Below are 13754 nucleotides of genomic sequence, written 5' to 3'. Positions count from 1 at the left end.
GTTCACGGCAAAGCGCGCCGGGGCTGTTACGCTTCGCATCTGACGTGTCATTCCGGCCTGCGATCCGAACGCTTTTGCGCACGGCCGCCACAGGAGATTTCCATGTCCTACATGCTGTTGATTGTCGAACCGACCGGCCAGCGCGCCGAACGCACGCTCGAAGACGGGCAGGCGCTGTACGCGCGCATGGTCGATTTCGCCGAGACGCTGAAAGCGCGCGGCGTGCTGCGCGGCGTCGAGTCGCTGGAGCGCTCGGAGCGCGCGACGCGCGTGCAGGTGCGGGACGGCGAGACGCGCCTCGTCGACGGCCCGTTCGCCGAGGCGAAGGAAATGGTCGGCGGCTTCTTCATCGTCGACGTCGACACGCGCGACGAAGCGATCGAGATCGCGCGCCAGTGTCCGGCCGCGCAATGGTGCACGGTCGAAGTGCGGGCAGTCGGCCCGTGCTTCCTGTGACGCCTGTTTCTCCGTGTTTACCCGGATTCGTCGCGCCGCACGTCGATTCGGCGGTCCGCCACCCGTCGTTCGGGTAAGGCGCCGACAAACGGTTGACGCTTTCCATCGACGACAAGGAGAGAACGATGCGATTCATGATCATGATCCGGGCGAATGCCGTCAGCGAATCTGACGCGTTGCCGGACAACCGGCTGGTCGAGGCGATGACCGTCTATCACGAGGAACTGGCCAAGGCCGGCGTGCTGCTCGATGCGAACGGCCTGCGGCCGAGCGCGCGCGGCTGGCGCGTGCGCTACACCGGCGGCAAGGGCACGGTGATCGACGGTCCGTTCGCGGAGACCAAGGAATTGATCGCCGGCTACACGCTGATCCAGGTGCGCTCGCGCGACGAGGCACTCGAGTGGACGCGCCGGTTCCCGGCGCCGTTCGGCGCGGAGATGGACTGCGAGATCGAGGTGCGGCCGCTGTTCGAACTCGACGACCTGACGCCGAGCGAAGCAGTCGAGCGGTTCCGCGAGCTCAATGTCGGGCACGGCCAGGGCGCGTGAATCGATCGTCACCGGGAGCGACCTTCATGCACAAGATGGTGTTCATCAACCTGCCGGTGGCCGACCTGCCGCGCGCGACGGCGTTCTACGTCGCGCTCGGCTTCGAGGTCGTGCCGGCCTATACGACCGAGCAGGGCGCCTGCATCCGGGCGAGCGATGCGATCTTCGTGATGCTGCTCGCGCGGCCGTTCTTCCAGACCTTCACCGGCAAGACGGTCGTCGAATCGGCGACGCACGTGCAGGTGCTGCCGTGCCTGTCGTGCGACAGCCGTGCCGAAGTCGATGCGGTCGTCGCGAAGGCGCGGGCGGCCGGCGGCGCCGTGCCGCGCGAGCCGCAAGCGTATCCAGGCATGTACACCCACGACTTTGCCGACCCGGACGGCCACGAATGGGGGCTGGTCTACGCGGAGCAGCACGCGGCCGTCCAGGGGCCCGCGTCGTGACGCGCGAGGCGACCCATCGTGCGATCGAGGCCGTCTGGCGAATCGAGGCGCCGAAGATCATCGCCCGCGCTGCGCGCTTGGTGCGCGACGTCGGCGTGGCCGAAGAGCTTGCTCAGGACACGCTCGTCGCGGCGCTCGAGCACTGGCCCGTCGACGGCGTGCCCGACAACCCGGCCGCGTGGCTGATGACGGCCGTGAAGCGGCGCGCGCTCGACCGGGTCCGGCAGGAGTCGCTGCACGCGGCGAAGCGCGACCAGCTCGGGCATGAAATGGATGCGCTCGAAGCGCACGTCGTCCCCGACATCGCGGACGCGCTCGCCGATGCGCGCGACGACGATATCGGCGACGACCTGCTGCGATTGATCTTCACGTCGTGCCATCCGGTGCTGTCGACCGATGCGCGCGTCGCGCTGACGTTGCGGTTGCTCGGCGGGCTGACCACGAGCGAGATCGCGCGCGCGTTCCTGTCGCCCGAGCCGACGATCGCGCAGCGCATCGTGCGCGCGAAGCGCACGCTCGCGGCGGCGCGCGTGCCGTTCGAGGTGCCGTCCGCCGACGCGCGGCCGGCGCGGCTCGCATCGGTGCTCGAGGTGATCTACCTAGTGTTCAACGAGGGCCATGCGGCGACCGCGGGCGACGACTGGACGCGCCCGGCGCTGTGCGACGAGGCGCTGCGTCTCGGCCGCGTGCTGGCCGGCCTCGTGCCGGACGAAAGCGAGGTGCTCGGCCTCGTCGCGCTGATGGAACTGCAGGCGTCGCGGATGCACGCGCGCACCGACGCGCAGGGGCGGCCCGTGCTGCTGCTCGACCAGGACCGCAGCCGCTGGGATCCGCTGCTGATCCGGCGCGGCCTCGCGGCGCTCGAGCGGGCGACGAAGCTAGGCGGCGTGCGCGGCCCGTATGCGCTGCAGGCCGCGCTGGCGGCGTGCCATGCACGTGCGCGGCATGCGTCGGACACGGATTGGGCGCAGATCGTCGCGCTGTACGACGCGCTCGCGGAAGTCGCGCCGTCGCCGGTGGTCGAGCTGAACCGTGCGGTGGCGGTGGGGATGGCGTTCGGGCCGGCGGCGGCGCTGGAAATCGTCGACGTGCTGCGCGACGATCCGGCGCTGGCCCGCTATCACTGGTTGCCGAGCGTGCGCGGCGACCTGCTCGCGAAGCTGGGCCGTGCCGACGAAGCGAAACTCGAGTTCCGCCGCGCGGCCGAACTGACCCGCAACGAGCGCGAAAGGGAATTGCTGCTGAAGCGCGCGACGGATGCGTGACGCTTGCATCGCGACACCGGTGCGTCCCCAGTTCCCCGCCCCCTATCGCCCGGATTGAAAAAGCCTATTGGGGGATGCGAACGCCAGCGCCTAGATTAAAGAGCACGATGCGTGCGCGCTCCGCAAACGCATCGTTCCCCACATAGATCATCGGCCCGGCATCACGCGGCCGCGCCGACTCGAACGGAGGCGCAAATGGCTCAACTCAAGGGCAGCAAAACCGAAGAGAACCTGAAGGCCGCATTCGCGGGCGAATCGCAAGCGAACCGGCGCTATCTGTATTTCGCTTCGAAGGCCGACGTCGAAGGCCAGAACGACGTCGCCGCGCTGTTCCGCTCGACCGCCGAAGGCGAAACCGGCCATGCGCACGGCCACCTCGAATATCTCGAAGCCGTCGGCGATCCGGCAACGGGTCTGCCGTTCGGCTCGTCACGGCTGAACCTCGAATCGGCGATCGCCGGCGAGACGCACGAATACACCGACATGTATCCGGGCATGGCGAAGACGGCGCGCGAGGAAGGCTTCGACGAAATCGCGAACTGGTTCGAAACGCTCGCGAAAGCCGAACGCAGCCACGCGAACCGCTATACGAAGGCGCTGGACGCACTCGTCGACTGACGCGGGTCCGCCCGAGGCCGCACGGCCGGCGCGGCGTGTCCCGCGGCTCGCCGTGCGTCGAACGCCGCCCGCTTCGCTCGGGCGGCGCGCCCGCGCACATGCGCGCCACGCTGGAGCGCCTCATGCCCCACAAGGAAGGCAGTCTCGAAGCCCCCACCCGGCATCCGCTCGACTGGCAGTCCGAAGCGTTCTACGACCAGTCCGCGATCGATGCGGAAATGACGCGCGTGTTCGACATCTGCGCCGGATGCCGGCGCTGCGTGTCGCTGTGCGGCGCGTTTCCGGCGCTGTTCGATCTCGTCGACGACACGCCGATGGGCGACGTCGAGGAAGTGCCGAAGGACGCGTTCGGCAAGGTCGTCGACCAGTGCTACCTGTGCGACCTCTGCTACATGACGAAATGTCCGTACGTGCCGCCGCATGCATGGAACGTCGATTTCCCGCACCTGATGCTGCGTGCGAAGGCCGCGCGCTATCAGCGCGGCGAAGCGCCGCTGCGCGACAAGGTGCTGTCGAATACCGACGCGCTCGGCCATTTTGCGGGCATTCCGATCGTCACGCAGACGGTGAATGCGGTGAATCGCACGCCGCCCGCGCGCCATGCGCTCGAAACGGCGCTGGGTGTCGATCGCAACGCGTGGCTGCCGGAGTTCGCGCCGCGCAAGTTCCGCAGCGCCGCGAAGCGCTCGGACGGCCCGCCGGTACGCGACGGCGAGCGCACGCCCGGCAAGGTGGCGATCTACGCGACCTGCTACGTGAACTTCAACGAACCCGGCATCGGCCACGACCTGCTCGCGATCCTTGCGCACAACGAGATTCCGTACGAGCTCGTCTCGCGCGAAGCGTGCTGCGGGATGCCGCTGCTCGAGCAGGGCAACCTCCCGGGCGTCGCGGCGAAGAAGGCCGTGAATATCCCGGTGCTGGAGCGCTATGCGCGCGAAGGCTACGCGCTGATCGGCGCGATTCCGAGCTGCGTGCTGATGTACAAGAGCGAACTGCCGCTGATGTTCCCCGGCGACGAAGCGGTGCGCGCGGTGGCCGACGCATTCTGGGATCCGTTCGAGTACGTGATCGCGCGGCATCGCGATGGTCTGCTGAAGACGGATTTCAAGCAGGGCCTCGGCACCGTGTCGTATCACGTGCCGTGTCACGCGCGCGTGCAGAACATCGGCCGCAAGACGGCCGACACGCTGTCGCTCGTGCCCGATACGCGCGTGAACGTCGTCGAGCGCTGTTCGGGGCACGCGGGCACCTTCGGCGTGAAGAAGGCCTTCCATGCGGACGCGATGCGGATTGGCGGCCCGGTGTTCAAGGCGATGGCCGAGCCGAAGCCGGATGTCGTGTCGTCGGACTGCGCGCTCGCCGGCCATCACATCGTGCAGGGCATCGACGAGAACGGGCTGCCGGCTGCACCGCTCGCGCATCCGCTGTCGCTGCTGCGGCGCGCGTACGGCATCTGAGCCGACTGCACTGCGAACCATCGACGACATCCGCCGACACCCGCCGACATCCGAGGACATCCCATGACGCTGACCCGCGACTCGCTGCTGACGCTCGAAGCATACGCGAAGATCCGCAAGGCCGAACACGCGCGGCTCGTCGCGTACAAGCGCCGCCGCGCGGTGGCGCTCGGCAACCATCTGCGCTTGCTGTTCGAGGACGAGACCACGATCCGCTATCAGATCCAGGAGATGCTGCACATCGAGAAGATTTTCGACGAGGCCGGCATCGAAGGCGAACTGGAGGCCTATCTGCCGCTCGTGCCCGACGGCACCAACCTGAAGGCCACGCTGCAGATCGAATACGAGCACGAGGCCGAGCGGCGCGCGGCGCTCGCGCGGTTGATCGGCGTGGAAGATCGCGTGTACCTGCGGGTGGACGGGCATCCTGACGTCTATCCGATCGCCGACGAGGATCTCGACCGCGACAACACGGAGAAAACCTCGGCGGTGCATTTCGTGCGCTTCGAATTGAGTGACGCGATACGCGCGGCGCTCAAGGGCGGCGCGGCACTGTCGATCGGCTGCGACCATCCAGCCTATACGTTGCCCGCGCAACCTGTGGACGCTGACGTGGTCGCATCACTTGCCGGCGACCTGCGCTGACGCACGCGACACGGTCGCGCTCGCGGCGGCCCGAAGCGCGCCTTTGCGCCTGCAATCCCGACCCGGACACCGTCGTCCGGCAGGCGCGGCCGTCATTCGAACCGAGGTTGTAACAAACCTGTCTGGGCTTGCATGTCCGGAAGCCATGTGCATTGCATGTCAGATCGCTTTCATCACTCGCGGGGAAACAATAAAAAGATTGTGCATGGAGATAATTCAGTCCGGCTGAATTTGAACGATTTACCGATCCGTGAATACTTTGTTACGAATTTATCCCTGATTTACCGATTTTGAGCGGCAATTCGAGAGTATCTCGCCTATGAGGGTCCGAACAGGGCGGAATGCCCGCTGGCCGGCGTCGGCCCGTGCCCCGGAGAGCCCCGCCGGACGGGGCTTTCCAGCTTCCGGCATAACGATCGCGCAAAAAAATTCAAGCGTAAATGGATTGCTCATCCTTGGCAGGTTGTTTCAGTGCGTAACATTAAGTCATTGTCATATTGAGATAAACCCTGAGGATGGTATGCTTCGTGCACAAAAATTCCCACATTGGAGTGAGACCGTGATTTGTGCGCCATTGCCGGGAATGGCGGCACCGTGAATGTGCGGTGTCGCGCCGGCATGCACAACAATCGGATAACCATAATGTGCAACCGGGCCGCCCCGTGACGCGATGCGTGACGACGGCGCCGACAATCGCAGCCCCGGCCTGGCTGCGTGGAGAAATCAACTATGTTCTTCGATGAGCTTAACGATGAAGAGTGGTTGCGTCTTTCAGCGCTGATCGCCGACGAACCCATCCGGTTGAACCGGCGGGGCCGTCCGCGTGCCGAACCACGCGTGGTCGCCAACGCGGTACTGTGGATCCTGACGACCGGTGAAGCGTGGTCCAAATTGCCCGGGCGCTATCCGTCCGGGCCGACGTGCCGCCGTCGCTACGAGGAGTGGCTTGCGAACGGCACGCTGCTGAAGATGATCGACGTGCTGACCCAGTTCAGCGGGCGTACGTTCGCGTATGTGCCGCCGCCGCCCGTGCCCGCCGCGCCGGCATGCCGCGCGGAACCGGTGCCCGACAACGACCGGCTGCGCGGCGTGTTCTGGCAGAACCCCGAGTCGTGGCAACTGCCGGTCGCGCAGGCAAACGTTTGGGAGGGCGAGGGCGCCACGGCAGCCGTGAGATCCCCCGATCGCGCGGACGAATCGTCTGCCATGTCGTCCGCCGCGTCGTTCGCGGTGCCGGGCGCGCAGCCTGCCGCGCTGCGCCACGGGCGTCCGTCCGCCGCGAGCTTCGCGTCGGCCGAACCGCAAGTCGACGACTATCGCGGCTATACGATCTACGGGTCCGCGCAACCGGTGCAGAACCTGATGTACCGCGCGTGGGCCGAGATCATGCAGGACGACCGGCGCGTCGAGCGTTCCGGGCTGATCGGCCCGCGCTTCACCGATGCGGAAGCGGCGGAGCAGTATGCGCTCGACTGGGCGCGTCAATGGATCGATCGCCACGGTGCGAGCGACGAACCGGCGCGTGCGCCGCAAAATGAGGTGCTGGCCGGGCTGTCCGCGCTCGCGCGGGCGGAGTCCGACATCAAGCGCTTCATCGCCGAGCGTCGTGCGGGCGTGCTCACCGAAGGCCGCAACGATCCGGTGCAGTCGGATCGCCGCGAGTTTGCCTACCGGGTCGGTTGATCGTCATCCGAACGAAAACGCGCGGGTTGTCGTATGCCACGACACCCGCGCGTTTTTTTGCCCGCGATTCCCGATTCCAGATGCCTGCGATGCCGGCCACGTGCTGAACGTGGCCGGCATGCATTGCATCATTGGCGGCCGTAGGTATCGTCGAAGCGGACGATGTCGTCCTCGCCGAGATACGCGCCCGACTGCACTTCGATCAGCTCGAGCGGCATCTTGCCCGGGTTCTCGAGACGGTGCGACACGCCGAGCGGGATATACGTCGATTCGTTCTCGGACAGCAGGAAGGTTTCTTCGCCGCGCGTGATGCGCGCGGTGCCGCGCACAACGATCCAGTGTTCGGCGCGGTGGTGATGCATCTGCAGCGACAGCCGCGCACCCGGCTTCACGACGATGCGCTTCACCTGGAACCGCTCGCCGGTGTCGACCGAGTCGTAGTGACCCCACGGGCGATGGACCTTGCGGTGATCGGTGGCTTCCGCGCCGCGCTCGGCCTTGATGCGCGCGACGATTTTCTTCACGTCCTGCACGCGGGACTTGTCGGCGACGAGCACGGCATCGGGCGTTTCGACGACGACGAGATTCTGCGTGCCGACGCACGCGACGAGCCGGCTTTCCGAATGCGCGAAGGTCGACGCGGCGTTTTCGAACAGCACGTGGCCGCGGCCGACGTTCTCGGCATCGTCCTTCGGCAGGATCTGCCAGATCGCGTCCCACGAGCCGACGTCCGACCAGCCGGCCTCGAGCGGCACGACGACGCTTTCGCACAGCTCGGGCTGGTTCGCGAGCGGCTCCATCACCGCGTAGTCGATAGAGTTCGACGGCGACGCGGCGAACGCGTCACGATCGACGCGGAAGAAGTCGCCGTCTTCCTTGCCGCGCGCGACGGCCTGCTCGCAGGCTGCGTGGATTTCGGGCTCGAGCCGGCGAATCGCGTTCAGCCACACCGACGCGCGCACGATGAAGATGCCGCTGTTCCACCAGTATTCGCCGGACGCGACGTACTGCTGCGCGAGTTCGAGATGCGGTTTCTCGACGAAGCGGTCGAGGCGGCGCACGTCGAGGTTGCCGGTGGCGGCGTCGCCGAGCGGCGCGCCGACGCGGATGTAGCCGTAGCCGGTTTCCGCGCGGCCCGGCACGATGCCCATCGTCGCGATCTTGCCCTGGGCCGCGCAATGCACGCCGGCCGCGACGGCCGCGTGAAAGCGTGGCAGGTCGGCCACCGCGTGGTCGGCCGGCATCACGGTCATCACGGCATCGCCGCCATCGGCGACGATGCGCAGCGCGGCGAGCGTCAGCGCGGGTGCGGTGTCGCGGCCAAGCGGCTCGAGCATGATCGACGCGCGCTTGCCGGTCAGGCGCAGCTGTTCGGCGGTCGTGAAGCGGTGATCCTCGCCGCACACGATCAGCACGTCGTCATTCAGCGGATGGCCGGTCGACAGGCCGTCGAGTCGCAGCGCGGTCGACTGCAGCAGCGAATGCTCGCCGAGCAGGCCGATCAGTTGTTTCGGATAGTGTTCGCGCGACATCGGCCACAGACGCGTGCCCGAACCGCCGGCAAGGATCACCGGCTGCACCGCGACGCGCGTGCTGGCGTCGGTTGCGGCGGAAGAAGAAGGGCGCGTATCGGCTACCACGGCCGGAGCATTCATGGGGACACTCTCCTCGATTGAAGTCAGTGCCTGTTTGTAGCATGAAGTAAATCGACAATAAAACCGGGCTCTTTGTGCGATATTCGTTGTGTATCTATCCGGGAAAATTTTCCGCGATAGCGGCCGACGCAAATAAAAAATAAAAAATAATTCGGCGAACCGGCCGGGCATGCCGTCCACAAAAGGATCCGCGGGAACCGAAAAGGTTTCGAAAAATTGCCGAATCACGCTCGATTCGGGAAAACGTGCCGAATTAATTCGAGAATGTCGCGGCAAGAATTTCCGATTATTTTTCGAAATACTTGTCTGCTTGAGGCGGAATTTTCTTGTCGGTTCAATAGCGTCATGCAACGTTTGAATCGAATGTGCGGCACGGGCTGCACGAGGAGCTGTTCGGCAAACGCCTGTTCAAAGAGGAAGCGGACATGTTGAGCGTGCTGGCGAGAGTCATCGATATCGCGATGGTCGTGTTGGGGGCGTTGATCGCCGCCGCGCTGCACGGCGGCAGCATCTGGCTCAACGACCTGCAGCGCACGACGGTGCTGTTCGACTGCCTGCTGGTGGTCGTGTTCTTTCCGGCGATGGGCATCTATCAGTCGTGGCGCGGCAAGCGTCTCGTCGGGCTGGTGGGTCGCGTTGCGTTCGCGTGGCTGGTGGTCGAGCTCGCGGGCATTTTGATGAGCTTCAGTTTTCACCAGTCGGGCGAGCTGTCGCGGCTATGGCTCGGCTACTGGGCGCTCGTGACGATGGCGCTGCTCGCGGGCTCGAAGGCGTGCGTGCATGTCGTGCTGCGTCAGTTGCGGCGCGGCGGCTACAACCTGAAGGCGGTGGCGATCGTCGGCGGTACGCCGGCGGCGCGGCGGCTGATCGCGCAGATGCGGGCGCGCCCGGAAGCGGGCTTCAACCCGGTGTGCGTCTACGACGAAAGCGAAGCGCCGGGCGAAGTCGCGCTCGACGACGTGCGCATCGAGCGGCAGTTCGAATCGCTGGTATGGCTGGTGCGCAGCCGCGCGATCAGCGAGCTGTGGCTCACGCTGCCGATCACGGAAGAGCGCCGGATTCACCAGATCGTGACCGTGTTCCGCCACGACTTCGTGAATATCCGCTTCATTCCGGACGTGCGCACGTTGTCGTTCTTCAACCAGGAAGTGGTCGAGGTGCTCGGCGTGCCGGCGATCAACCTCGCGGCGTCGCCGATCACCGACGTGCGGATCCTGCCGAAGTTCGTGTTCGACCGGCTGTTCGCGCTGGCGGCGCTTACGGCGCTCGCGCCGGTGATGCTGCTGATCGCGTGCCTGATCAAGCTGACCTCGCGCGGGCCGGTGTTCTTTCGGCAGAAGCGCAAGGGCATCGACGGGCACGAGTTCGAGATCTACAAGTTTCGCTCGATGAAGGTGCATCAGGAAGTGGCCGGGCAGGTCACGCAGGCGACCAAGAACGACTCGCGCGTGACGCCGGTCGGCCGCTTCCTGCGCCGCACGAGCCTCGATGAGCTGCCGCAGTTCATCAACGTGCTGAAGGGCGAGATGTCGGTCGTCGGCCCGCGGCCCCATGCGCTCGCGCACGACGACATCTACAAGGATCTGGTCAAGGGCTACATGTTCCGCTACCGGATCAAGCCGGGCATCACCGGGTGGGCGCAGATCAACGGCTATCGCGGCGAGACCGACCAGATCGAGAAGATGATGGGACGCGTGAAGCTCGATCTGTACTACATGCAGAACTGGTCGTTCTGGCTCGACATCAAGATCGTCGTGCTGACGCTCTGGAAAGGCTTCACCGGCAGCAACGCGTACTGACACCGACGCGCTGCGTCACGCAGGCATTCCGGTTTTCCGAATTTCGAATCATTGGTCAAGGGGTCCGACACATCATGAATCTGACTATCATCGGCAGCGGTTACGTAGGTCTCGTCACCGGCGCCTGTCTCGCCGACATCGGCCACGACGTGTTCTGTCTCGACGTCGATCAGGCGAAGATCGACATCCTGAACGATGGCGGCGTGCCGATCCACGAGCCGGGCCTCAAGGAAGTGATCGCACGCAATCGCGCGGCGGGCCGCTTGCGGTTCTCGACCGACATCGAGGCCGCGGTCGCGCACGGCGACGTGCAGTTCATCGCGGTCGGTACGCCGCCCGACGAGGACGGCTCGGCCGACCTGCAGTACGTGCTCGCGGCGGCGCGCAACATCGGCCGCTACATGAAGGGCTTCAAGGTGATCGTCGACAAGTCGACGGTGCCGGTCGGCACGGCCGAACGCGTGCGCGCGGCGGTCGCCGACGAGCTCGCGAAGCGCGGCGACGACGACCAGATGTTCTCGGTCGTGTCGAATCCGGAATTCCTGAAGGAAGGCGCGGCGGTCGACGATTTCACGCGGCCGGACCGCATCGTGATCGGCTGCGACGACGACGTGCCGGGCGAGCGCGCGCGCGAGCTGATGAAGAAGCTCTACGCGCCGTTCAACCGCAACCACGAACGCACGCTCTACATGGACGTGCGCTCGGCCGAATTCACGAAATATGCGGCGAACGCGATGCTCGCGACGCGCATCTCGTTCATGAACGAGCTCGCGAACCTGGCCGACCGCTTCGGCGCCGACATCGAGGCCGTGCGCCGCGGGATCGGCTCCGATCCGCGCATCGGCTACCACTTCCTGTATGCGGGCTGCGGCTACGGCGGCTCGTGCTTCCCGAAGGACGTCGAGGCGCTGATCCGCACGGCCGACGAGCACGGCCAGTCGCTGCAGATCCTGAAGGCCGTGTCGTCGGTGAACGCGACGCAAAAGCGCGTGCTCGCCGACAAGATCGTCGCGCGCTTCGGCGAGGACCTGACGGGCCGCACGTTCGCGATCTGGGGTCTCGCATTCAAGCCGAATACCGACGACATGCGCGAAGCGCCGAGCCGCGAGCTGATCGCCGAGCTGCTGTCGCGCGGTGCGCGCATCGCCGCGTACGACCCGGTCGCGCAGCAGGAAGCGCGCCGCGTGCTCGCGCTCGATCTCGCGGATCACCCGAGCTGGCTCGAGCGCCTCACCTTCGTGGACGACGAGGCGCAGGCCGCGCGCGATGCCGACGCGCTCGTGATCGTCACCGAATGGAAGGCATTCAAGAGCCCGGATTTCGTCGCGCTCGCCCGGCAGTGGAAGTCGCCGGTGATCTTCGACGGCCGCAACCTGTACGAGCCGGAGACGATGAGCGAGCAGGGCATCGAATACCACCCGATCGGCCGCCCGGGCTCGCGCCAGGCAGTCGCCGCCCGCGTGCCGGGCGCCGCGCGCGCGAACGTGTAACCCAACGCGTAACCCGCATCACCGTTACCCGTTACTGAATCGAGACGCCATGTTCCGGAACATCCTGATCGTCTGTCACGCGAACGTCTGCCGCAGCCCGGCGGCGGAAGCGCTGTTCAAGTCGCACGCGGCGAAGCGTGGCGGCCCGCGCGTGACGTTCCACTCGGCCGGCGTGCGGGCGAACGACGGCGACGGCATCGATCCGGTGATGCGGCAACTGCTCGCCGAGCGCGGCGTCGATGCGACGACGCATCGGTCGCGGCGGCTGTCGCGCCGGATCGTGCGCGACGCCGACCTGATTCTCGTCAGCGAGCGCGAACAGATCAAGGCCGTCGAATCGGTCGATCCGTTCGCGCGCGGCAAGGTCCACCTGCTGGGCAAGTGGGAGGACGCCGAGATCGCGGATCCGCATGGCGGCCCCGAGGCCGACTATCGCGAGAGCTACTCATTGATCGAACGTCTGGTTCAAGGATGGCTGCAAAAACTATGCTGAAACGTCCCATGCGCCCGCTGGCGCTCGCCGTCGCGCTGACGACCTTCCTGTCGGCCTGCGCGAGCGCGCCCGGCAACTATCTCGACTCGTCGAACCTGAAGGACGAAGGCCGGCAAGGTCAGGCCGAAACCTATCCGGTTCATTACATCGACGCGAAGCTGGTGATGGATCAGCTGCAGAAGCAGCAGGTCGAGCATCCGCTGCCGCCGGGCCGTTACACCGATCCGTCGCAGTACGTCTATCGCGTCGGCCCGCAGGACATCCTCGGCGTCACGGTGTGGGATCACCCCGAGCTGACGACGCCGCAGGGCCAGTCGTTCTCGAGCGGCGGCAACACGACGCAGTCGGTCGCGGGCGCGCTGCAGCAGCCGTATACGACCGCGCTGCCGGGCCAGGCCGATCCGTACGGCCAGACGGTCGCCGCCGACGGCACGATCTTCTTCCCGTTCGTCGGCCGCATCCGCGTGGCGGGCAAGACGGTCGCGCAGATCCGCGAGCAGATGGCGTCGACGCTGGCGCGCTACGTGAAGAATCCGCAGCTCGACGTGCGCGTGCTGTCGTTCCGCAGCCAGAAGGTGCAGGTGACGGGCGAGGTGAAGCAGCCGGGCCCGCTCGCGGTGAGCGACGTGCCGCTGACGCTCGTCGACGCGATCTCGCGCTCGGGCGGCTCGACCAACGAGGCCGACCTGCAGCGCGTGCGCCTGACGCGCGACGGCAAGCTCTACACGCTCGACGCGAACGGCGTGCTCGATCGCGGCGAAGTGAAGCAGAACGTGATGCTGCAGCCGGGCGACATCGTCAACGTGCCGGACCGCAGCGACAGCCGCGTGTTCATCATGGGCGAGGTCAAGACGCCGGTCACCGTGCCGATGCTCAAGGGCAAGCTGACCATCGCCGACGCGCTGACGGCCGGCGGCGGCATCCTCGACACCGATGCGAACCCGCGCAAGATCTACGTGATGCGCGGTATGCGCGACAACCCGACGAAGCCGGAAGTGTTCCGTCTCGACATGACGCAGCCGGATGCGCTGATGCTGTCGAGCCGCTTCCCGCTCCAGCCGCTCGACGTCGTCTACGTCAGCACGGCCAGCTCGGTGCAGTTCAACCGCGTGCTGCAGCAGGTGTTGCCGACGATCCAGACGATCTTCTACATGCGGCAAATCACGCGCTGATAGCCCGCCGGGGCGGCGCCTCCGCCC

The 13754-nt window shown here is 66.3% G+C and carries 13 protein-coding genes; 12 read left to right on the top strand and 1 reads right to left on the bottom strand.

What is annotated here, in order from left to right:
* Positions 1-102 precede the first annotated feature (102 nt).
* The 8 genes from C7H84_RS10420 (at position 103) to C7H84_RS10385 (ending at position 7118) form a co-directional block, all read left to right on the top strand.
* Positions 103-456 (top strand): YciI family protein, encoded by a 354-nt coding sequence (locus tag C7H84_RS10420; protein WP_121858737.1) that lies wholly within the window; start codon positions 103-105, stop codon positions 454-456.
* 125 nt (positions 457-581) lie between these two features.
* Positions 582-1004 carry a YciI family protein gene (locus C7H84_RS10415; protein ID WP_121858736.1) on the top strand — a complete coding sequence of 141 codons (423 nt, stop codon included), beginning with the start codon at positions 582-584 and terminating at the stop codon, positions 1002-1004.
* A 26-nt stretch (positions 1005-1030) separates the two neighbouring features.
* Positions 1031-1447: a VOC family protein gene (locus tag C7H84_RS10410; protein ID WP_121858735.1), complete on the top strand. Its 417-nt coding sequence runs from the start codon at positions 1031-1033 to the stop codon at positions 1445-1447.
* On the top strand, positions 1444-2712 hold the full coding sequence (locus C7H84_RS10405) for an RNA polymerase sigma factor (protein ID WP_121858734.1): 1269 nt from the start codon (positions 1444-1446) through the stop codon (positions 2710-2712). Before C7H84_RS10410 ends, C7H84_RS10405 begins: the two co-directional genes overlap by 4 nt.
* 195 nt (positions 2713-2907) lie before the next feature.
* On the top strand, positions 2908-3330 hold the full coding sequence (locus C7H84_RS10400; RefSeq protein WP_040140994.1) for a rubrerythrin family protein: 423 nt from the start codon (positions 2908-2910) through the stop codon (positions 3328-3330).
* Between the two features lie 122 nt (positions 3331-3452).
* Complete coding sequence (locus tag C7H84_RS10395; protein WP_121858855.1) at positions 3453-4790, top strand: heterodisulfide reductase-related iron-sulfur binding cluster; 1338 nt, start codon at positions 3453-3455, stop codon at positions 4788-4790.
* Between the two features lie 63 nt (positions 4791-4853).
* The gene (locus C7H84_RS10390; RefSeq protein ID WP_121858733.1) at positions 4854-5435 is read left to right on the top strand and encodes a DUF3501 family protein; all 582 of its coding nucleotides are present in this window, start codon (positions 4854-4856) and stop codon (positions 5433-5435) included.
* Positions 5436-6164: 729 nt separating this feature from the next.
* On the top strand, positions 6165-7118 hold the full coding sequence (locus C7H84_RS10385) for a transposase (protein WP_121858732.1): 954 nt from the start codon (positions 6165-6167) through the stop codon (positions 7116-7118).
* A 128-nt stretch (positions 7119-7246) separates the two neighbouring features.
* Here C7H84_RS10385 and C7H84_RS10380 read toward each other — a convergent pair whose 3' ends face one another.
* A complete protein-coding gene (locus C7H84_RS10380) occupies positions 7247-8773 on the bottom strand; it encodes a mannose-1-phosphate guanylyltransferase/mannose-6-phosphate isomerase (protein ID WP_121858731.1) in 1527 nt (508 codons plus the stop codon).
* A 425-nt stretch (positions 8774-9198) separates the two neighbouring features.
* On the opposite strand from C7H84_RS10380, the gene C7H84_RS10375 reads away from it, so the two are divergent.
* The 4 genes from C7H84_RS10375 (at position 9199) to C7H84_RS10360 (ending at position 13727) form a co-directional block, all read left to right on the top strand.
* Positions 9199-10572 carry an undecaprenyl-phosphate glucose phosphotransferase gene (locus C7H84_RS10375; protein ID WP_121858854.1) on the top strand — a complete coding sequence of 458 codons (1374 nt, stop codon included), beginning with the start codon at positions 9199-9201 and terminating at the stop codon, positions 10570-10572.
* A gap of 74 nt (positions 10573-10646) precedes the next feature.
* Positions 10647-12062: a UDP-glucose/GDP-mannose dehydrogenase family protein gene (locus tag C7H84_RS10370; protein WP_121858730.1), complete on the top strand. Its 1416-nt coding sequence runs from the start codon at positions 10647-10649 to the stop codon at positions 12060-12062.
* A gap of 49 nt (positions 12063-12111) precedes the next feature.
* Positions 12112-12555 carry a low molecular weight protein-tyrosine-phosphatase gene (locus tag C7H84_RS10365; protein ID WP_121858729.1) on the top strand — a complete coding sequence of 148 codons (444 nt, stop codon included), beginning with the start codon at positions 12112-12114 and terminating at the stop codon, positions 12553-12555.
* The gene (locus C7H84_RS10360) at positions 12549-13727 is read left to right on the top strand and encodes a polysaccharide biosynthesis/export family protein (protein ID WP_121858728.1); all 1179 of its coding nucleotides are present in this window, start codon (positions 12549-12551) and stop codon (positions 13725-13727) included. The genes C7H84_RS10365 and C7H84_RS10360 overlap by 7 nt, the downstream gene beginning before the upstream one ends.
* Positions 13728-13754: the final 27 nt, after the last annotated feature.

The sequence above is a fragment of the Burkholderia sp. Nafp2/4-1b genome, from assembly GCF_003635165.1.
Classification (GTDB): Bacteria; Pseudomonadota; Gammaproteobacteria; order Burkholderiales; family Burkholderiaceae; genus Burkholderia.
Note: the sequence above shows the minus strand (reverse complement) of the source record. Positions and strands in the feature narration are given on the sequence as shown.

Bases quoted from the DNA above. Each gene is read 5' to 3' on its own strand.
- C7H84_RS10390 (WP_121858733.1), top strand. From the start codon at position 4,854: ATGACGCTGACCCGCGACTCGCTGCTGACGCTCGAAGCATACGCGAAG.
- C7H84_RS10375 (WP_121858854.1), top strand. From the start codon at position 9,199: ATGTTGAGCGTGCTGGCGAGAGTCATCGATATCGCGATGGTCGTGTTG.
- C7H84_RS10360 (WP_121858728.1), top strand. From the start codon at position 12,549: ATGCTGAAACGTCCCATGCGCCCGCTGGCGCTCGCCGTCGCGCTGACG.
- C7H84_RS10370 (WP_121858730.1), top strand. From the start codon at position 10,647: ATGAATCTGACTATCATCGGCAGCGGTTACGTAGGTCTCGTCACCGGC.
- C7H84_RS10395 (WP_121858855.1), top strand. From the start codon at position 3,453: ATGCCCCACAAGGAAGGCAGTCTCGAAGCCCCCACCCGGCATCCGCTC.
- C7H84_RS10365 (WP_121858729.1), top strand. From the start codon at position 12,112: ATGTTCCGGAACATCCTGATCGTCTGTCACGCGAACGTCTGCCGCAGC.
- C7H84_RS10385 (WP_121858732.1), top strand. From the start codon at position 6,165: ATGTTCTTCGATGAGCTTAACGATGAAGAGTGGTTGCGTCTTTCAGCG.
- C7H84_RS10410 (WP_121858735.1), top strand. From the start codon at position 1,031: ATGCACAAGATGGTGTTCATCAACCTGCCGGTGGCCGACCTGCCGCGC.
- C7H84_RS10400 (WP_040140994.1), top strand. From the start codon at position 2,908: ATGGCTCAACTCAAGGGCAGCAAAACCGAAGAGAACCTGAAGGCCGCA.
- C7H84_RS10415 (WP_121858736.1), top strand. From the start codon at position 582: ATGCGATTCATGATCATGATCCGGGCGAATGCCGTCAGCGAATCTGAC.
- C7H84_RS10380 (WP_121858731.1), bottom strand. From the start codon at position 8,773: ATGAATGCTCCGGCCGTGGTAGCCGATACGCGCCCTTCTTCTTCCGCC.
- C7H84_RS10420 (WP_121858737.1), top strand. From the start codon at position 103: ATGTCCTACATGCTGTTGATTGTCGAACCGACCGGCCAGCGCGCCGAA.